At 60.4% G+C, this 19,177-nt stretch carries 12 protein-coding genes and 1 pseudogene; 6 read left to right on the top strand and 7 right to left on the bottom strand.

The window, feature by feature from the left end; translation table 11 throughout:
* Window positions 1–27: 27 nt before the first annotated feature.
* From ccsB to HZY77_RS10390, 3 genes are all read right to left on the bottom strand, one after another.
* A complete protein-coding gene (ccsB, locus tag HZY77_RS10400) occupies window positions 28–1,167 on the bottom strand; it encodes a c-type cytochrome biogenesis protein CcsB (protein ID WP_296814368.1) in 1,140 nt (379 codons plus the stop codon).
* Between the two features lie 16 nt (window positions 1,168–1,183).
* Complete coding sequence (locus HZY77_RS10395) at window positions 1,184–3,196, bottom strand: cytochrome c biogenesis protein ResB (RefSeq protein WP_296814365.1); 2,013 nt, start codon at window positions 3,194–3,196, stop codon at window positions 1,184–1,186.
* A gap of 82 nt (window positions 3,197–3,278) precedes the next feature.
* A complete protein-coding gene (locus HZY77_RS10390) occupies window positions 3,279–3,905 on the bottom strand; it encodes a c-type cytochrome (RefSeq protein ID WP_296814363.1) in 627 nt (208 codons plus the stop codon).
* A 57-nt stretch (window positions 3,906–3,962) separates the two neighbouring features.
* On the opposite strand from HZY77_RS10390, the gene yihA reads away from it, so the two are divergent.
* The 5 genes from yihA to HZY77_RS10365 all read left to right on the top strand — a co-directional run bounded on the left by yihA (window position 3,963) and on the right by HZY77_RS10365 (window position 7,508).
* Window positions 3,963–4,640: a ribosome biogenesis GTP-binding protein YihA/YsxC gene (yihA, locus tag HZY77_RS10385; protein WP_296814361.1), complete on the top strand. Its 678-nt coding sequence runs from the start codon at window positions 3,963–3,965 to the stop codon at window positions 4,638–4,640.
* A gap of 173 nt (window positions 4,641–4,813) precedes the next feature.
* Complete coding sequence (hemB, locus tag HZY77_RS10380) at window positions 4,814–5,779, top strand: porphobilinogen synthase (RefSeq protein WP_296814358.1); 966 nt, start codon at window positions 4,814–4,816, stop codon at window positions 5,777–5,779.
* Window positions 5,780–5,850: 71 nt separating this feature from the next.
* Window positions 5,851–6,186 (top strand): hypothetical protein, encoded by a 336-nt coding sequence (locus HZY77_RS10375; RefSeq protein ID WP_296814356.1) that lies wholly within the window; start codon window positions 5,851–5,853, stop codon window positions 6,184–6,186.
* Window positions 6,187–6,199: 13 nt separating this feature from the next.
* Window positions 6,200–6,640, top strand: a complete 441-nt coding sequence (locus HZY77_RS10370) for a hypothetical protein (RefSeq protein WP_296814353.1) — start codon at window positions 6,200–6,202, stop codon at window positions 6,638–6,640.
* Between the two features lies 1 nt (window position 6,641).
* Complete coding sequence (locus tag HZY77_RS10365; protein ID WP_296814350.1) at window positions 6,642–7,508, top strand: ThiF family adenylyltransferase; 867 nt, start codon at window positions 6,642–6,644, stop codon at window positions 7,506–7,508.
* Window positions 7,509–7,533: 25 nt separating this feature from the next.
* Here the strand turns inward: HZY77_RS10365 and HZY77_RS10360 are convergent, their stop codons facing one another.
* Window positions 7,534–8,472 (bottom strand): IS481 family transposase, encoded by a 939-nt coding sequence (locus HZY77_RS10360; RefSeq protein WP_296814339.1) that lies wholly within the window; start codon window positions 8,470–8,472, stop codon window positions 7,534–7,536.
* A gap of 334 nt (window positions 8,473–8,806) precedes the next feature.
* Here HZY77_RS10360 and pepA point away from each other — a divergent pair, with 334 nt between their 5' ends.
* Window positions 8,807–9,622, top strand: a complete 816-nt coding sequence (gene pepA / locus HZY77_RS10355) for a flocculation-associated PEP-CTERM protein PepA (protein ID WP_296814336.1) — start codon at window positions 8,807–8,809, stop codon at window positions 9,620–9,622.
* 468 nt (window positions 9,623–10,090) lie between these two features.
* Here pepA and prsT read toward each other — a convergent pair whose 3' ends face one another.
* The 3 genes and pseudogenes from prsT to prsK form a co-directional block, all read right to left on the bottom strand.
* Window positions 10,091–15,655, bottom strand: coding sequence for an XrtA/PEP-CTERM system TPR-repeat protein PrsT (gene prsT / locus HZY77_RS10350; RefSeq protein WP_296814334.1), 5,565 nt, complete (start codon window positions 15,653–15,655; stop codon window positions 10,091–10,093).
* 78 nt (window positions 15,656–15,733) lie between these two features.
* Window positions 15,734–17,085 (bottom strand): annotated as a pseudogene (prsR, locus tag HZY77_RS10345) (PEP-CTERM-box response regulator transcription factor).
* Window positions 17,082–19,166 carry an XrtA/PEP-CTERM system histidine kinase PrsK gene (gene prsK / locus HZY77_RS10340; protein WP_296814331.1) on the bottom strand — a complete coding sequence of 695 codons (2,085 nt, stop codon included), beginning with the start codon at window positions 19,164–19,166 and terminating at the stop codon, window positions 17,082–17,084. Before prsK ends, prsR begins: the two are co-directional and overlap by 4 nt.
* Between the last annotated feature and the right edge of the window lie 11 nt (window positions 19,167–19,177).

Raw genomic sequence — 19,177 nt, 5'->3', positions numbered from 1 at the left:
GGGAGACACAGCCATCAGGCCGGCTGTTTACAGCGTACCGTAGGAATGCAGGCCCGACAGGAACATGTTCACGCCGAGGAAGGCGAACGTCGTGACGAGCAGGCCGCCCAGCGCCCACCATGCGAGCATCGGTCCGCGCAGGCCCTTGACCAGGCGAATGTGCAGCCAGGCGGCATAATTGAGCCACACGATCAGCGCCCAGGTTTCCTTCGGGTCCCACGACCAATAGCCGCCCCAGGCTTCGGCTGCCCACATGGCACCGAGGATGGTGGCAATCGTGAAGAAGGCGAAGCCGATCGCGATGGACTTGTACATGACGTCGTCGATCACTTCCAGCTTGGGCAGACGGCTGGCGAGAATGCCGCGCTGCGCCAGCAGGTAGGCAGCGCCCAGCATGGCGGAAATCGAGAACGAGCCGTATCCGATGAAGTTGGCCGGGACGTGCAGCTTCATCCACCAGGATTTGAGTGCCGGTACCAGCGGCTGGATTTCATGTGCGCCGCGATCCAGGGCGTACCACAGGATGAAGCCCACGGCTGCCGAGATCACCAGCAGCACGAAGGCGCCCATCTGCCTCGTCTGGTAACGCGCTTCGTAATACAGGTACAGCATCGCGGTGATCAGGCAGAACAGTACGAACACTTCGTACAGGTTGGATACTGGAATATGGCCAACGTCGGTGCCGATCAGGTATGACTCGTACCAGCGCACCATCAGGCCGATGAAACCCAGCGCGACGGCAGACCACGTCATCGCGGTAGCCGTTTTCATCGTGAACGCGGAACGTGCCAGCAAGCCTACCCAATAGGTCAGGGTGGCGAGCACGAACAAGGCGCACATCCACATGATGGCGGCCTGGCTGGAAATCAGGTACTTGAGGAAGAAGGCTTCATCCATGCGTGCCAGGTTGCCGTGGTACTGGCTGATGGCGAACAGGCTGACCGCGCCGACCACGATGAAGAGCGGGCGGAACGATTTCCAGAACCAGCCGAACACCGCCAGCGCCGGAATGGCCGCCAGCAGGATGCCCTTTTCGTACGGATCCATGAATTCGCCGAAACGCGAGAGCGCGAACAGGCCGCTTGACGCAATGATGACGGCGAACAGCCAGTCGAACCACGACAGGCGCTTCAGGAGCGGGGCGGGTTGATGCAGGGCGAGTTCCATGATTGTGACCTCCGGATTACTTGGCAAGCGTGTCGAGCGCCTGGGCGTGTTGGGTAAACTCTTTNTCGAAGTCTATCGTGTGTTTGGCCGACGACATGGCCAGCAGGGCGTGGCCAGGTTTGATGCGCAGCCAGACCCGGCGTTCGCGTACAAAGAGCATGAAGAATACGCCGAGTGTCAGCAAAAACGAACCTAAATAGACTACGTTCTTCCCGGGCGACCGGGTGAGCTGCAGGCCGCTCGCCTTGACCTCGTCATAATGCATCAACTGCAGGTAGATTGGCGCCCCGTAGACGAACATGTCGCTGACGCTGTTGAGCGTGTCGCGTACCAGCCAGCCGGTCGCGTCATCGGGCTTGGGTTCGGGCAGATGGGCTTGGCGATTGGCGATTCTCAGGGCCTCGTATGCCGCAAGTTCAAGAATGCGCAGATAGGTGCCCGCCGCTTTTTCGCGCTCGGCGGCGGGTACGTTTGTTTCGATGAACTGGCCCAGGGTCTGAAACCCGCCTTTGGCAAACAAGGCCAGCACCTGTGCGGCGCTATTGGTCAGCTTGCCCTCGATTTGCGGGTCCGATGCATTTTGCGGCAGGGCCTGATGGGCAAAATTGGCAGCGATTTCGTGCCGCCATGCGGGATTCAACAGGGCGCCGCGCAGCCGCATGAACGTCTCGATGTTGCCGTCCGCGTCGAGGGGCATGCGCATGTAGCGGAAGGCCTCGTTCGGCGCGTCGCGGACGCCCGACATCATGTACCAGCGGCCATCAAGCTCCAGCGGCAGCATGTAATTGCTGAACTCATGTGCCTGTCCGCGCGAATCGCGCAGCTTGTACTGGAAGCTGGGGCCGACATTGCGCAGATGCTTCTTGTCGCTGATCGGGCTGCCGCCCAGCACACTCATAGTGCTGCCGGTCTCGGCGGCGTCGCCGCCCATGTTCTCGATATTGAAGGGCCGGAAATCGGTGAACTCCAGCGTGTAGTCGCCGGCCACGCTGGTCAGCGTGGCATTCTGGTGCACGGTGCCTTCGATCGGAAAGGGCGAGTCCGTAGGCGCAAACAGGTTCCAGCCGCGGAGGCTCAGCCGCGTGCCGCCATCGGCAAAGCTGGCCTGGTAGATCGCGATACCGTCCTGGATCAACGGATGGTTGACGGCAATCGTCGCATCGCGGATTTTCTTCCCGGAGCGGTCGAATATTTCGAGGTCACTCTCGAAATTCTTGGGTTGTCCCGTCGTGTAATGTTCGATGCGGAATTGCTTAAGTGCCACGGTGAAAGGCAGATCCTGAACCAGATAGCCGTCAGCCACATTCAGAAAAACCACGTCGGCACTGGATCCTTCCGGGATCTGCACGCTCCCGCGAAACGACGGGTTGGAAGGGGATAGACGCGAAATTGCCGGTACCTGGCTCTGTGGAATGTCGCGTGTCTCGATTTTCTTGTAGCCCAGCAGTTGCTGCACCTTGAATACCAGATTGCCGTCTATCAGGCCGCCGATGCAGATCATCACGATGGCCGAGTGCGCCAGAAAATAGCCGAGACGGTTCCAGCTGCCGGCTTTGGCGGCGAGTAATACGCCTTCCTCGCGCGGCAGGTTCTTCACCTTGTAGCCCTGGCCTTCGAGGTAGCGCTGCACGCTGGCGGCGAGGGCTTCGGGCGTCTGGGTCGTGTCAGCCTCGTGCTTGTGCTTGAATGCGTTCAGCGATTGTTCGCTGACGTGCTCGCGAAAGCTTTTCATCTCGCGTGCGAAGTTCGGCGCATTACGGTAAATACAGACGGTGGTGGAGACGACCAGAAAGGTCAGGATGACCAGAAACCAGGCGGCGTGATAGACATCGTACAACCCCAGTTTTTCATAGGCCTCGAACCAGAACGGCCCGAACTGGATGATGTAGTTGTTGTAGGGCTCGGCCTGCTTCAGTACGGTCCCGATAATAGAGGCGACAGCCAGGATGGACAGCAGGCTGATCGCGAAACGCATCGAGCTCAACAGCTCGAATACGGATTTTCCGAAGGACGGGGACGTGGAATTCATGGGGGCAGCAATACCCTCTAGGGCACCAGAAAAAAGGGTGACCTGCGTCACCCTTTCATCGACTCGGATGCGGTCAATAAGTTTAACGCAAGCCCTGAATATAAGCAGCCACGGCTTTCATGTCAGCATCCGTCATCTTCGCCGCGATGGTACGCATCATCTTGGCGCCGTCGTTGGCACGCGTCTCAAGGCGGAAATTGTTCAGCTGGGCGTAAATGTATTCGCTGTGCTGTCCGGCCAGGCGCGGAAACTGGACGGGGACGCCCTTGCCTTGGGGGCCGTGGCAGGATGCGCACGCCGGCACGCCAGCGCCTTGTACGCCGCCACGGAAGATTTTCTGGCCCAGCAGCGCCAGTTCCTGATCCTTGGAGGTCCCGGGCTTGGGCTGCTGGGCGCTGAAGTAGGCCGCCAGGTTCAGCATGTCCTGCGGACTGAGACTGGCGACGATGCCGCCCATCACCGCATTNTTGCGCTCACCCGACTTGAAGTTGGTGAGTTGCTTGTCGATGTATTCCGCATTCAGGCCGGCCAGCCTGGGATTGGCCGCGACGGTGCTGTTGCCGTCCGCCGCGTGGCAGCCTGCGCAGACTTGATTGACGATGCTTTCAGCCGCCTTGGGATCGCCTTTGCTGGCCGGGCCCGCAGCAGGTTCGTTGGCAAAAGCGGAGGTGGCGGCCAGTGCGGCAACCAGTGAGACGACGAGTTTCATCAAAAGCTCCTGAAGCTTGCAAAACTTGGGAAAACGGGTAGTTTAGCGGCAACTAATATGACTGCCAAGCCCGTGCTCAATCGCGCTCAATTCCATACCTCGGTCGCCCAGCTGCGCGATTTGCCCTACAGTCGCGCCGAGATTGCGTTTGCCGGGCGATCGAATGCCGGAAAATCCAGTGCGATCAATCTGTTAACGCGTAAAAACCGTCTGGCGTTCACGTCCAAAACGCCAGGACGGACGCAGCTTATCAATTTTTTCGAACTGGATGCCGACACCTATCTGGTCGATCTGCCCGGCTACGGCTATGCGAAAGTGCCGCCGGAAGTGAAAGCAAAATGGGAAGGCCTGCTGTCGCGTTATCTGCAGGAGCGTGAGGCGCTGGTCGGCATGGTGTTGATCATGGACGCGCGCCACCCACTTACGCCGCTGGACCGGCAGATGCTCGACTGGTTTACGCCTACGGGCAAGCCCGTACATATATTGCTGTCGAAGGCTGACAAACTTTCGAACAGTGAGAAGGCGTTGACGTTGCGCCGTGTCAAGCAGGAACTCATGTCGCAAGCGTGCGTCACTGTGCAGCTGTTCTCAAGTCTCTCCCGCTTGGGGGCTGAAGAGGCCGCCGCTTTGATCGAAGGCTGGCTTGGCCATGCACATCCGGCCACGACCGACNCCCACCCAATGCCTGGCGACGCCCCACAANAAAGCCCCGACCAAGGGAGGGATCGGGGCTAAAAATGCCTTAAGGGGATTAAGGCATCCCGCTCAGGGAGGAGAAGCGGGAGACGATACGAGACCGTCTATTCCATGGAGCAACCCTAGGCTGAAATAGTTCCAGCCACCCACAAATTTTGGAGAACTTTGTGAATCTGCCATTTGGCCAATTCCCAGCCCGCCGGATGCGGCGCATGCGACGCGATGATTTTTCCCGGCGCCTGATGCGTGAGCACACACTTACACCTAACGATTTTATCTATCCGGTATTTGTTCTGGAGGGGCAGAACAAGCGCGAGGCAGTGAGTTCGATGCCGGGTGTCGAGCGGCTGTCGCTCGATTTATTGATACCGGTCGCCGAGGATTGCCTGAAATTGGGGATTCCCGCCTTGGCGCTTTTCCCGGTGATCGATGCCGACTTGAAGACCTTGGGGGCGGAAGAGGCGTTCAATCCCGGGNGCTTGGTGCCACGGACCGTGTCCGCACTGAAAAACCGTNTTCCCGAATTGGGCATCATCACCGATATTGCGCTCGACCCGTATACCAGTCATGGCCAGGATGGGCTGCTCGACGACAGCGGTTACGTCATGAACGACGAAACGGTGGCTGTGCTGGCACGGCAGGCAGTGACCCATGCCCAGGCAGGCGCTGACGTGGTGGCTCCCTCCGACATGATGGATGGGCGGGTTGCGGCANCCCGCGCCGCGCTCGAAGAGGCCGGACATATCCATACCCGCATCCTGGCCTATGCTGCCAAATACGCTTCCAGCTTTTACGGGCCGTTCCGCGATGCCGTCGGATCGGCTGCCAACTTGGGCAAGGGCAACAAAACCACATATCAGATGGACCCGGCCAACAGCGACGAAGCCCTGTGGGAAGTCGGCATGGACTTGCAGGAAGGCGCCGATATGATCATGGTGAAGCCGGGACTGCCGTATCTGGACGTCATTCGCCGGGTCAAGGACGCGTACGGGGCGCCGATCTACGCCTATCAGGTCAGCGGCGAATACGCTATGTTGAAGGCAGCGGTACAAAATGGCTGGCTAGATGAGCAGGCCTGTGTGCTGGAGGCCTTGATGGCCTTCAAACGTGCAGGAGCGGATGGCGTGTTGACGTATTTTGCGCGCGACGCCGCACGCTGGTTGCGTGCCGGAACCTAAACTTTCGTGTCATAGGGGCCGATAGAAAGCAGGTGGGGAATGGATTTTCCCCGGTATGTCAGGAGCGCAAGGTGACGCTGAGTTTGAGTAAGTTGATCGGGCGTGGCCGGAGCATTGCTGATGATTTTGACAAAACCATCATCAGCTTTGAGTCGCCCTACCGCCTCAAGGATTTGAGCCCGTTGTCGGAAGGGGAGCCCGAAACCCAGGAAGAGCGTCTGGGCGAAAAACTCTTCAAGCTGCGCTTTGCGCAGCAGGACGAGGTGTTCAATCACGCCAGCATGCTGGTGCAGAAACGCTATGCTTGGCGCGGTTTTCCCAAGGCGCAACTGAAAAATACCCCAATCGCATCACGATTCTGTCGTTCCACCAGGAAAAATCGTCGGGACCGTTACCGTCGGCTATGACTCGGAAGAAGGCATGCTGGCCGACGAAATCTACAAGCCTGAAATCGATGCGCTCCGCGCGCAGGGCAAACGGGTCGGCGAACTCAGCAAGCTTGCCATCGACGAGAATATCGGCTCCAAGCAACTGCTCGCCAGCCTTATCCATATCGCATATCTGTATGGCGTGATCCACGAATGTACCGATGCCATCATCGAAATCGTGCCCCGCCACAAGGCCTTCTATGAAAGGATGCTGGGCTTCAAGCAGATTGGCGAGGAGAAAATGAACAACCGGGTCAATTTCCCGGTGTTGCTGATGCATCTGGAACTGGATTACATGCGGAAACAGATCGAGGCGCTTGGCGGCAAGGGCAAGGCCGCCAAGGATCGTAGCCTCTATCCGTATTTTTCTCGGCACATGACCAGGAAGGCATCCTTGGGCGCTTGCTGCGGGAGGAAACCTGAACTCGACTGACGTGCCCTCCTTCGATTACCACGAAGCGTTTAGTCGTAATATCGGCTGGTTAACGCCGAATGAGCAAACCCTGCTGCGCGGCAAGAAAATTGCCATTGCCGGGCTGGGAGGGGCGGGCGGCGTGCATCTGCTGACGTTGGCCCGCCTGGGTATTGGAAAATTCCACGTGGCCGACCTCGACGATTTTGCCCTGGTGAATTTCAACCGGCAGGCAGGGGCCAGCCTGGGCAGCCTGGGCCAGCCCAAGGCGCGGGTCATGGCGGGACTGGCACGCGAGATCAATCCCGAACTGGATATCCAGGTATTCGACGAAGGGGTGCAGCCGCATAATGTGGACGCATTCCTTGACGGCGTCGACTTGTACGTGGATGGTCTGGATTACTTTGTTTTTCCGGCTCGCCGGCTGGTCTACGATGCCTGCCGTGCCCGCGGCATCCCTATTACCTTTGCCGTTCCGCTAGGCATGGGTGCGGCCGTGCTCAATTTTCTGCCGGACGGCCCTGGTTTCGACGATTATTTTCGGCTGGAGGGCACCNCCGAGGACGAATGGCCGACCCGCTTCCTGGTCGGGCTGGCTCCCGCCCTGCTTCACCGCGGTTATCTGGTTTATCCCGAAATCGTCGACTTCAAGACACAGCGTGTCCCGTCGACCGGCTTGGCATGCCAGTTGTGCGCAGGGATGGCCGGCACCGAGGCCCTGAAGATCCTGCTGGGCCGAGGTAAGGTTCGTGGCGTTCCCCACAGCATGCAATTCGACGCCTACACCGGCAAGCTGAAGCACGTCTGGCGCCCAGGGGGCAATGCCCATCCGCTACAGCGGTTGGCGATCGCGTACGTCAACTGGCGCCTGTCGCGCGCCCATACCTGACCCGGTTTATCCCCATCGGCCTTGGCTAGTTGTTGAGTTGCAATAGGTTGTTCCCGCCAAGGCGAGAAGCTGGAGGCTTGTAGCGGAGAGCCGAGTGCGGCCTTCGAGCGTTGTAATAGGCGAGGAACGCGGGCAACCACGCGGTTCGTTCCGCGCTGTTGCGCCAGACACGGCCGTAGGCCCACTCCCTGAGGCAGGTCTGAATGAAGCGCTCGGCCTTGCCATTGGTTTGCGGCCGGTACGGCCGCGTGAAGGTGTGCTTGATGCCCAAGGCTTGGCACGTCCTGGCGAACAGGTGGGAGCGATACGCCGGACCATTGTCGGTCAGCAGGCGCTTGATCTTCACTCCCAGCGCGGCATAGTGAGCCACAGCGGCCTTGAGGAAGTCCACCGCCGAGTCGCGGCGCTCATCCGCGTACATCTGCACGAACCCCGCCCTGGAGTGGTCGTCGATGGCCACATGAGCGAACTCCCAGCCCGCGCCTTCGACGCTGTCGCGCCGGTTGCCGGTCACGCGATGACTGGGACGCACGATCCGGCCGAGCTTCTTGGTGTCCATGTGCAGCAATTCTCCAGGCGCATCACGCTCGTAGCGCTGGACGACAACGGCAGGTTCGAGGGCCTTGAGGCTGGACAGTCCCAAGCGGCTCAGCACCCGGCTGATGGTCGCCACACTGCGACCGACGGTGGCGGCGATACGCCGCATGGGCATGCGCGCACGGCGTAGCTGTTCGATCCTCTGGCAAAGCGCCTCGTCCACGGTGCTGCGCGTCTTACGGGGTCTGGAGCTGAGATCGAGTAGGCCGTCCGGCCCTGATTGCCTGAATCGGCTGCGCCACTTTCTGGCGGTACGTACGCTGATGCCCGCGGCCTCGGCAGCGGGCGCAAGCCCCATCACGGCAATGCGCTCAACGAGCAATTTGCGCCCCTCGAAGGTGGTTCTGGCATTCTTATGGCTGTTCATCCGGTCGGCCCCTCTGGAAGTTCTGAAGCGTGGANNAACTCCAGTCTCCCAGATCCTTCCGGGTGAACAACCTATTGAAACATCACAGCTAGTGCGGGTATGCCTGGCATGAATCAAGTCACCTGAACCCTTCCCGGCAGAAGACCGACTGGAGCCGCTGCAACTCCCTTTGCGGGTGTCGGTTTTTTTACATTTCGCCTGGTCGTGCCTTGGGTGGGTTTTCGTAATCGTATGAAATATATAGATATTTATTATCTGGCATGCGCCATGCTTTGTGTTGGTCAAGGCAAGTAAGGCGAATGCCTAGAACAGAAGTTAACTCAAGGAGCGCAACATGAAATTCAATCTGAAACTGGTTCAAGCAAGCTTGATCGCAGCTATGGCCACCGCAAGTGCTGGCGCCAGCGCAGCGGTCTTTAATGATTTTACCATCGACCCTGATTCTGTTGCCGGCGGCACTACCTACACGGCCGACAAAATTACCGGTAACTATGTTGAAGTCGTAACCTTCACCCCGACCGGTGTAAACACCGGTACGTTCGCCACTTCCATCAAATGGGAAGCCGGCCAGTTCGTGAAGGACGATGGCGTGAACCCGATCCCCGGTGGTCTCACCGGTCTGGGCAACACCTATCTGATGTATGGTTTCCTGCAGGGTTCGGGTTCGTACTCGACGAACGGTTCGGGCGTGACCACCTTCAATTTCAATCCCGGCGGCAGCCTCAACGTGTGGATTGACTACGATCTGAGCTCGTTCGGCAGCTTCACTGCACCGGCGACGGGCGCAGACGCGTGGACGACGACAAGCACGGACTCGTTGATCGCAACGGGCGCGCTGTTTGGTGGCTCGGGTACGCTGGATCCGACCTTGGGGACCTGCCAGGGCGGTATCAACTGCGGCAGCTTCGGTATGTCGACAAGCTTTGCACTGACCGCTGCGGGCTCGAACTACTTCATCCTGCCGTCCCCGTTCTATAACGTCTCGTTCGAGTCTGGCCAGTTGAATTCCTTCCAGGTTGCTGGTACGCAAACGATCAACGGTTCGCTGGACGTGGTGTTCGGTGTGCCTGAACCGACCAGTATTGCGCTGATGGGCTTGGGTCTGGTTGGACTGGGTGTTAGCCTGCGTCGTCGCAAGCAAGCAGCCTGATCGATCGCAACCGCGTTCATGGAAAGCCCCAAGGCTCTGGCCTTGGGGCTTTTTCTTTGGTGGCTACGGTAGAAAGGGCTGAAGAAGCGTGCGCCTTGGCTCCATGACGTCGTCGTTCTTGTTGGGTTGTCTCCTCCCCCTCAGTGGCTCCTGAAGGCAGCGCAAGACAATCCCTTGCGTCTGATCCTCATCCTTGTGGCATGGCAGAGTCGCCTCCTAGCTGTATCGGCGGTCCACTGGCGCTTGCTGTTGTGTGTCACTGCTCCCAGGAAAATGCTCGGGTAACAGGTAAACCCTGCCAGCGGATTCCGATCGTGGCCAGCTATCTCTCTAATGGAAAGGCGCCCTACTGGAACGTGATCCTGCCGTGCTGGCGAGGGAAACATTCGACCGCCTTGTGCTCGTGCCCCTACCAGAAAAAACCCCAGATGGGGCTCCCCATCCCTGCGTTTGCGGGTGGTGGAGTTCCTAGCGTTTGCTGGGAGCCTCAATGGTTTTGAGAAGTGCGCTGGCCTTGTCACGTTCGTCAAAGCGTTGTGATGACGTCAGCAGTTTCTGTAGCAGCGCCCGGGCTTCGCTGGTCTGGCCGGATTTGACCAACGCAGTGGCCCAGTGATATTGCACGGATGGCGTTTCCGGCATGGCTTGGGAAGCCTGTTTCAGCAAAGGGATTGCTTCCTGGAGTTTGCCTTGCTGCAAGAGACTCCAGCCGTATGTATCCATCACGACGGGATTGGCGGGCTGCAGACCGTAGGCGCGCTGGGCATAGCCAAAGGCGCTGGGATCGTTCTGTTCCTCCAGCACGGCGGCGAGGTTGTTCAGCGCCATGACATGATTCGGACTAGTTTTGACGATCTGCCGGTACTCGGCCACGGCTTGTCCGATTTGCTGTTTCTGCAGGTAGGTTCCACCCAGATACATGCGAAACACACTGTCGTCAGGATGTTGCTTGAGCCACTGCTGGGCAACTTGCTCGGCCTGGGCGGCTTTGCCTGCACGTATCAGAGCAAAGTGATAGGTTGCAGCGGTACTCGACGACGGCGCGGTTTGATGAGCGCGCGCGAGTGCCTGCAGAGAAGCATCCGTTTTNTTGAAGCGCGCCGCGAGTTCGGCTTCCAGGTTGTAGCCTGTGGGCGACTGCGGATTCAGGGCCTGAATTGTGCGGGTTTCCTGAAGTGCATTGTCCTGCTGGCCCAGAACGGCATACAGGCCTGCCAGGGCAATGCGGGCGTCCAGATAATTGGGTGCTAGGCGAACCGATTTTTGCAATGACTTCAATGCGGCATTCATGTCTCCCGCGACCCGTTGCGCCCAAGCCAGGTGGTACCAGGCAATGGCTGAATTCGGCGCCCGGTTGGTGACGTTGGTGTAAGTGTCTATGGCATCTTTNTTGTGCCCGGCGCCGAGCTGGGCCTGACCCAAATTGTCGAGGAATGCCGGATTGCCGTTATTGGCCTTCGCGGCTTTCTGTGCCACCTCGAGCGCGAGTTCGGGTTGTCGCATCTGACTCATGTAGTACTGCGTCAACACGCTGACGGGTTCAAGTGCATCTGGATGTGACTGGATCGCTTTTTCGAGATAGGTCACGAATTCTTTCTTGTCTCCCACAGCCATGCCGATACGCGCCTGCCCCATGAGCGCCCCCAGATTATCGGGCGATTTTGACAGAATGGTCTTGAAGCGTTCTTTTGCCTGGGCAGGCTTCTTCTCCTCAATATCCAGGCTGGCCAGGGCGCTCGCTGCAGGCAAGAAGCTGGCGTCCAGCGTCAGGCTGTGTTCAAAAGCTTTGCGCGCAGCATCTGGATTACGCTGCATGAGGTATATGCGGCCCATGAGTACGGATGGGAGCGCATTGGTTGGCTGTGCTGCGGCCATTTTCTGCAAGGTGGCCAGTGCACCCTTGAAATCGGCTTTGCCGACTTGGGACGTCGCAAGCAGCAGATAGGCTTGCGAATCGTCCGGGTTGGCCGTGATGACGGATTCAAGCCCCTTGATACCCTGCTGGTCGCCAGAGAGCAACTGGTTTTGTGCCAGGGTGCTACGAATAACCGTATCCTTGGGATCAAGGGTGCTTGCCTGATTCAGATAGGCCATGCCGCGGTCGGTCTCCCCNAGATTGAGAGTCGCCTGCCCGGCAAGGAGGTACGCCTTGGCATTGTTCCGCTGCGCGAGCAGCGGTTCCAGGGTCTTGATCACGTCGGCATTGGCGCCCATGCGCAACTGGGTGGCGGCCAGGAGCAGGCGCGCTTCGGGAAGCTCGGTCGTGCTGAGAACGCGGTTGAAGCTGGAAAGGGCGATCTCATCGTTCTTGAGGGCATAGTTGATCGTGCCATAGAGCAGGTTCGCTTGCGGGTTGTCAGGGTTGTCCTTGAGAACCTCCTGTAGCAGGTTGACGGCTTCGTTGTTCTTCTTTTCCTGGTAATACAGATAGGCCTTCAGATATTTGGCCAGTAAAGCCTGAGGGCGCAGGCTGTTGAGTCGCTTGATCTCGGTTTCGGCTTCCTTCACGCGATTGACCGACAGCAGGGTCATCGCCTTATAGGCGATGGCGTTGAAATCCTGGGCTTTGATCGTGAGCGCGTGGTCATAGGCGGCAAGCGCGTCGTCGGGCCGTTGGATGGCACGATAGAGATCGCCCAGCAGATACCAGGATTCCATGCGGCTCGGATCGAGCGTGGTGGCCTGCTTGGCGCTGGCTACCGCTGCGTCGGTGCGGCCCGCACTGTATTCGCAGCGCGCACGTCCCAGATAGCCCGGGGCGAAGGACTTGTCCAACTGGATCGCGCGGTCGAACAATTGGCAACCTTCAGGATACTTGCTGAGACCGAGGAGGGCATTGCCGCGCAGATCGAGGATCTGAGCCAGGATGCCGGGTTCCTCCGTATCGACTGCGGGCAGCGTGTCGAGAATCTGCTGGAAATTGCCTTGATAAAGCTGCGCCCGGGCGACCGGGATGCGTGCGCTTTTCGGGTTGATGCCGAGCTTCACCGCTTTGTCGAGCTGGGTTTCCGCCTCGCCACCCAGCCGCAGGTCGAGGTAGGCGTTACCCAGTAGCCAGCGTGCCTGCGCGTTGTTGGGGTCTTTCTGCACCGCATTCTTCAGTTCGAGAATGCTGGCCCGCGTATCGCCTTTGCTCTGGAAATCCTTGGCGCGCTCGATGTGCTCTTCGACACTTAAATGGGCACTGCGGTCGCAGCCAGACAATGGAACCGCCGAGGCAAATACCAGGGCGAGCGAAAGGGCGAGCGGTGCGATACGTGGAAAATGGGAGCGCATGAGAACCTCAGGGGTAGCGGTCAGTTGTTGGTAAAGCGCACGGGCCTCGGTATCGCCCTGGAAGCTGATGCGGCGATCGAGCAGTGACTTGAGCTCCTGTCGGGCGCGGGCCTTGTCTCCGTTTGCGTTGAGTGCATAGGCCAGGTGCCACTGGATGTCTGCATCGTCGGGTGCCTTGGATTGCGCGTTTTTCAATGTATCCAGTCCCTTGGTCGCATTGCCCATGCGAACCTGCAGCCATCCATAGGTATCGAGCACATCCGGATTGTCGGGTTTCAGTTTCAGTGCCTGTTCGGCAAAGAGCAGAGCCCGTTTGTCGTTCAGTTCCGACAGCGCCCACGCCAGGTTGTTCAGCACGAGCAGGTTGCCGGGATTGCTCTTGTCCAGCATCAGATATTGCTCGACAGCGGCTGCGTACTGTTTCCGCTTGAGCAGGTTTTCTGCCAGGGCGGCGCGCGTGCTGGCATCCTGAGGATGGTTGGCCAGCCAGTCGGCGAGACGCTTCTCGCCGGCTTCGGCGCGTTGGGTGATATTGAAGACCTGCAGTTGACGTATCAATAGCGCGCCGGAAGGCGCCAGTTTCTGTGCGCGCTCGAACGCGGCAAGTGCGGCCGCGTAGTCCTTGCGGGCCAGTGCGGCATCGCCCTCGAGCGCGAAACCAGTTGGGGAAGTGGGTTTTGCTGTTGAACCTGCTTGGCGAGTTTGAGCGCCNTCATCGAAATGCGCGCTCTGGATCTCGACGCCGCCGAGCATCAGTTGCGCATCCAGGAAATCGGGCTGGATGCGCAACGCGTTCCTCAGGGTCTCGCGTGCGCCGTCGAGATCCTTGGCGACGATCTGGGCGTTGGCGAGCTTGATGAGCGGGACGGTCTTTCCTGGCACGCGTTCGACCAGTTTTCTGAAGCTGGCCAGCGCGTTAGTGGTATCTCCCAGCGCCAACTGGGTGGTGCCGAGCAGGTCGTGGGCTGCCGGATTGTCGGGCTGGGCGTCGACGGCCTCACGCGCCACGGTGAGTGCCTGCGATTTGTTGCCCTTGGCCAGCAGGTAGCGCGCCAGCGCCACCCTCGGCGGCAGCGCCTGCGGATGCGCCGCGGCGGCTTTTCTTAGCCAGCTCTCGTAGGCCTTTTCATCATGGCTGCGCAGACTCAGATCTGCCAATGCGAGCATGGCGTCGAGGTGCTGCGGGTCTGCCTTGAGGATGCCTTCGAAACGCTGGCGTGCTGCGGCCGGCTGCTTGTTTTCCAGATCGAGTTGCGCCAGGTTGGCCGCGGCGGGGAAGAATTTGGGGTCGAGCTTGAGCGCCTGCTCAAAGCTGTCGCGCGCCCTGGCCGTGTCCTGCTTGCCGAGATAGGCCGCCCCNCGGTAGTTCCAGACCAGGGGATTGGCGCCCTGTTTCTTTTCCAGTGCAGCGATGGTGGTCAGCGCCGCATCGAACTGTTTGTGTTCCAGCTGATTGAGAATGATGACGGTATCGGCCCGTCCGCCCGCGCCTTCCATGCCGGCGGCGGTGTGCAGGTCGGCCATGGCGCGGCTGTCGCCCTGCGCCAGCCGGGCGATGCCGAGTTCGGTGCGGATGGCGGCGCTGTCGGGGCTACGCTGCGCGGCCTGCTCGAAATACGCCGAGGCCTGGGTAAAGTTTTTNTTGGCTAGCGCGATTTCACCGGCGACGGTCAGCACACCGGCGTCATGGCTGGCCGACCTGAGTGCAGGCGCCAGCGTGGCCGCTGCATCATCGGGGCGCCCCTGGCGCAGCTGCGAGGCGGCCAGCAGACGCACTGCATACAGATTACTCGGGGTGGCTTTGATCACCTTGTTGAGATCCGCCTCGGCAATCTGCAGATTGCCGAGCGCGTATTCGATCGAGCCATGCAGCAGCAGTGCAGGAACGTAATCGGGGCTGCCTTCAGTACCGAGGCGAGGCGGTCGCGCGCGCTTTNNCATTTTCTTCTCGCGAAAATCGATCAGCGCCAGGGTATAGCGCGCCTGCAGGCTGTTGGGGGTGATTTTCAGGGCGGCATTGGCGTCCTGGCGCGCATCGTCCAGCTTGTTGTCGGAAATGGCAATGCCGGCCAGTGCGAGCAGCGTACTGCTATGTTGTGGATCGATTCGCAGCACTTCACGATAGACAGCAGCCGCTTCGGCCGGTTTGCCCGACGTGCGCAACAGATCGCCTTTCAGCAGCAGGCTGTCGCGATGCCTGGGGTCGATGCGCAAGGCCTGGTCGAGATCCTGCATGGCCTTGCCCGGGTCGCCATCGGCCAGGGCCAGTTGCGCCAGCGCGAGGTGGGCTTCGGGATTACGGGGCGCTGCGGCCAGTGCGTGCTGCAGCATCCTGCGGGCGTCCTCCTTGTGCTTCAGGCCAAGTTCGGCAGTGGCACGCAGCGCCTGCAGGGTGGCGCCATCGGGATCGCTGTCGACCGGGGCGGGCAGTTCGTCCAGCACGCGCTGGTATTCGCGTTGGCCCAGCAAGGCCCGGGCGATCATGGGATTGACGGTGGCGGCGGGGAAACCGGCTTCGCGAGCGCGGCGGAATTCCTTTTCCGCGCTGGGCAGATCAAGCTGGGCGAAATACAGCTTGCCCAGTTCGAAGCGCGCCTCGGCGTTTTTCTCGTCCTTGGCCACGGCGTTNTTCAGCTGGATCATCGCGGCCTTGTAATCGCCTGCCGCGAGTTTCGTCCGTGCTTCGGCGACCAGGGCCGAACTGTTCTCNCCGCCACAGGCCGACAGCAGACAGGCGCCAAGCATGAGGGCCGACAATAGCCGGGGGCGGGGAGCGTGGGCGACATTCGGGTCTCCTGTATTTTTGTAGGAATTGTAAAGTCGAAAGGGTGGCGTTTATTTCATGCCGATTTTTGCCATCAGGTCATACAGGGTGGGACGGGTGATGCCGAGTAGTTCGGCAGCCTGGGCGATGCTGCCGTCGCTGTGCGCGAGCGCGCGGCTGACGGCCAGGCGTTCCGCGTTTTCGCGCGCCTGACGCAGGTTGAACGGGGAGGCTCGGTGTGGCCGGTGTCGAGTCCGAGGTCGGCTGCCGTGATCTGGTTGCCTTCAGCCATGATGGTGGCGCGTTTGATCAGGTTTTCCATCTCGCGCACATTGCCGGGCCAGGCATGGGCTTCCAGTGCACCCAGCGCGTCGGCCGTGAAGCCGCGGATGTTGCGGCCCTGTTCGCGCGCATAGCGTTCGAGGAAGGCTTGCGCCAGTAATACGGCGTCGCCGGGGCGCTCGCGCAACGGCGGGATTTTCACCGAGATTTCAGAGAGGCGATAGTACAGATCCTCGCGGAAACTGCCTTCGCGAATCATGTCGGCAAGATCACGGTGGGTGGCGCAGACGACGCGCACGTCCACCGGGATTTCGCCGCGGCCGCCCAGGCGCTCGATCACGCGTTCCTGCAGGAAGCGCAGCAGCTTGGCCTGCAGCGGCATCGGCAGATCGCCGATCTCGTCGAGAAAGAGCGTGCCCTCGTTGGCATATTCGATACGACCGATGGTTTGTTTGGCGGCACCGGTGAAGGCGCCTTTCTCATAGCCGAACAATTCGGATTCCAGCAGGGTGTCGGGAATGGCCGCGCAATTGATGGCGACGAAACGCTTGCCGGCGCGCGGCGACAATTCGTGTACGCCGCGTGCCAGCACTTCCTTGCCGGTGCCGGATTCGCCCAGCAGCAATACGGTGGCGTTGGCCGGCGCGACTTTTTCCACGGTACGGCAGATCTTCAGCATGGGCTCGCTGCTGGTGATCAGCCCTTGCAGGGCGGAGACGCGCTGTTTGGCGGCGAGCATCCTGTTCTCGGTTTCCAGCGCATGAACATGTAGGGCACGGGCGATCATCAGGGCCAGCACGTCAGGGTCGAAGGGTTTCTGGAAGAAGTCGTAGGCACCGAGATGGATCGCCTTGACCGCATTGACACGGTCGAGGTTGCCCGTGACCACGATGACTTTGGTGGACGGGGCGAGCGACAGGATCTGCTGCAGTGCTGCCAAGCCTTCGGTGGCGCCGTCGACGTCGGGCGGCAGGCCGAGGTCGAGCAATACGACCGGAGGCTCGTGGCGGCGCAATTGGGCGATGGCGCTGTCGCGGTCGGCTGCCATGACCAGTTCGTAATCGGCGAGGCTCCACTTCAGCTGCTTTTGCAGTCCGGGATCGTCTTCGACCAGCAGTATCTTTTGTTTGGCGTCGCTCATGCGGCGTCTCCTCCAGCAGGTGAATGATTGTCCAGCGGCAGGCTGAGACGGAAGTGGGTGCCGAGGCCGGGTGTACTGTCCACTTCGATGTTCCCGCCCAGGGCGCGCAGGGTCTCACGACATTCATAGGCGCCGATACCCATGCCGGCTCCCTTGGTTGAATCGAATGGCTGGAACAGTCGGGTACGAATGAATTCATCGTCCATGCCGCATCCGGTGTCGACGATTTCAATAACCGCCCGTCCGGCCTCCTCGAATCCCCGCAGCGTGACTTGGCCGGTCAGCGGCGTGGCTTCAAGCGCATTTTGCAACAAGTGGCCGATCGCGCGGGTGAGTCGATCGCGCTCGGCACGCACGCGCAGGGATGCGGGTGGCAATTCCAGGGTGGGGTGCAGCTTGAATGCCTGTTTGCTGGCAACGGCTTCATCGAGGATGTCGGCCAGCACCACCGACTGCACCTGGGCCGCATCGCTGCCCCGGCGCAATTGCGCCAGCACCTTGTTCATACGGGTAACTGCGTTCGCCACCGTATCCAGCATGTCGGCCTGGAACTCGGGCTTGTGCTTGTGTTTCTCCGCATTGGCCAGCAACAGGGACAGTTGGGCAATCAGATTCTTCAGGTCGTGGATGACGAAAGTCGTGGTGCGATTGAACGATTCGAATTGGCGAGCCACGATCAACTGATTGGATGCCCGCATCTGGGCCAGATGCGCTGCCGCCTGACGGGCCGCTACCTTGAGCAGGTCGCTGACTTCCCAGTTGAACGTGACATTGCCCAACGAGTGCTTCAACACGACAAATCCGAGCAATTCCTCGTGCAGCATCAGCGGCACGACCAGCCAGGCGTTGTCGGCGCGCTCGAGCCATACCGGCGTACTCAGGTCACCGTACAGATCGCGGCGTACTTTCATTTCGTCCAGATCCACCACCCATTGCTTGCTGGCAAGCCATTGAATGAATGGTGCATCGGCAGGCTCGGTTCCCTGGAGATCGGCCCAGTTCCAGTGGCTGGCGCGTTGATAGCCGGCATCGCCTTCGCGCATCCAGAGTGCTCCGCCAGGGCTCTCGAGCAGCCCGGCCAGCGCCTCGACTGCACGTTCGCATAGCTGCTCGCCGGGCCGGCCTTCGGTGAGGGTGCGGGTGAAGTTGAGCCACTCTTCGCGGTAGTCGTAGCGATAGCTGAAAAANTGCTTGGACAGGAACACGCGCAAGCGGGCGCGCAAGGTGCCGGAGAACATCAGCAGCACCAGCAGCATGGCGGCGGCGAAGATGAAGACGGTTTGCACCACGTTGCCCCATTCGCCGCCGAACAGGCGTAGGTAATAACCTGCGCTGGCCATCAGCAGAAGATAGATGCCCGCAGCCAACAGGCTGGCAGTATGGAACGCCATGCTGCGTGACAGGCCGACCGGTGCGGCCCATTCCGGATTGCGGGCGGCGGAAACCGCGATCAGCGGCGTCACCAGGGCGGCTACGTAGCCCCGCGCAGCCCATACCTGGGCATCCATGGCATTGAACAGGGCGGCATTGGCGTAGAGGTAGAAGTCGTAAACGAAGAGCCCGCCCAGTCCCAGGCAGAGAAATTTGATCGCCCAGCGGTCTTCCGGTCGGGTACTGCGGTACACCTGTTCGGTCAGCACCAGGCCCATGACGGTCAGCAGAACCAGCCCCAGATTGCCCGCCCAGCGCGCCAGCACTGGCTGGGTCGGGGCAATGAAGGGGTAGATGCTGGCGAGAAGCAGAACCCCGACGAGTATGCCACTCAGGATGCGGATGAGCCGGATCGGCGCGGGCAGGACGGCGTCGGAGGGCAGGCGCAGTTGCAGGATGTACAGCAGGAGTGCCAGCCAGGCGCCATTGCGTGCGACTTCGGCCGCCAGGCCGAGTTGNGGNGGCAAGGCACCTAAGGCCGTCAGCGCCGAAAATGCACCCCATGCGGCGCTCAGCCCGGTCGCGAGCACCAGTTGGCGGCCCTGCGGACGACGGCGCCAGCTGGCGACGATCAGGCCGGAGAGGCCGAGATAGGCGAGCGCTGCCAGTCCATAACCGACGGCGGCCAGGAGAAGCAGGGTGTCGGGCATGGTCGGTTCCG

Origin of the sequence: Thiobacillus sp., from assembly GCF_013693775.1 — a bacterium.
GTDB lineage: Bacteria > Pseudomonadota > Gammaproteobacteria > Burkholderiales > Thiobacillaceae > Thiobacillus.
Note: the sequence above shows the minus strand (reverse complement) of the source record. Positions and strands in the feature narration are given on the sequence as shown.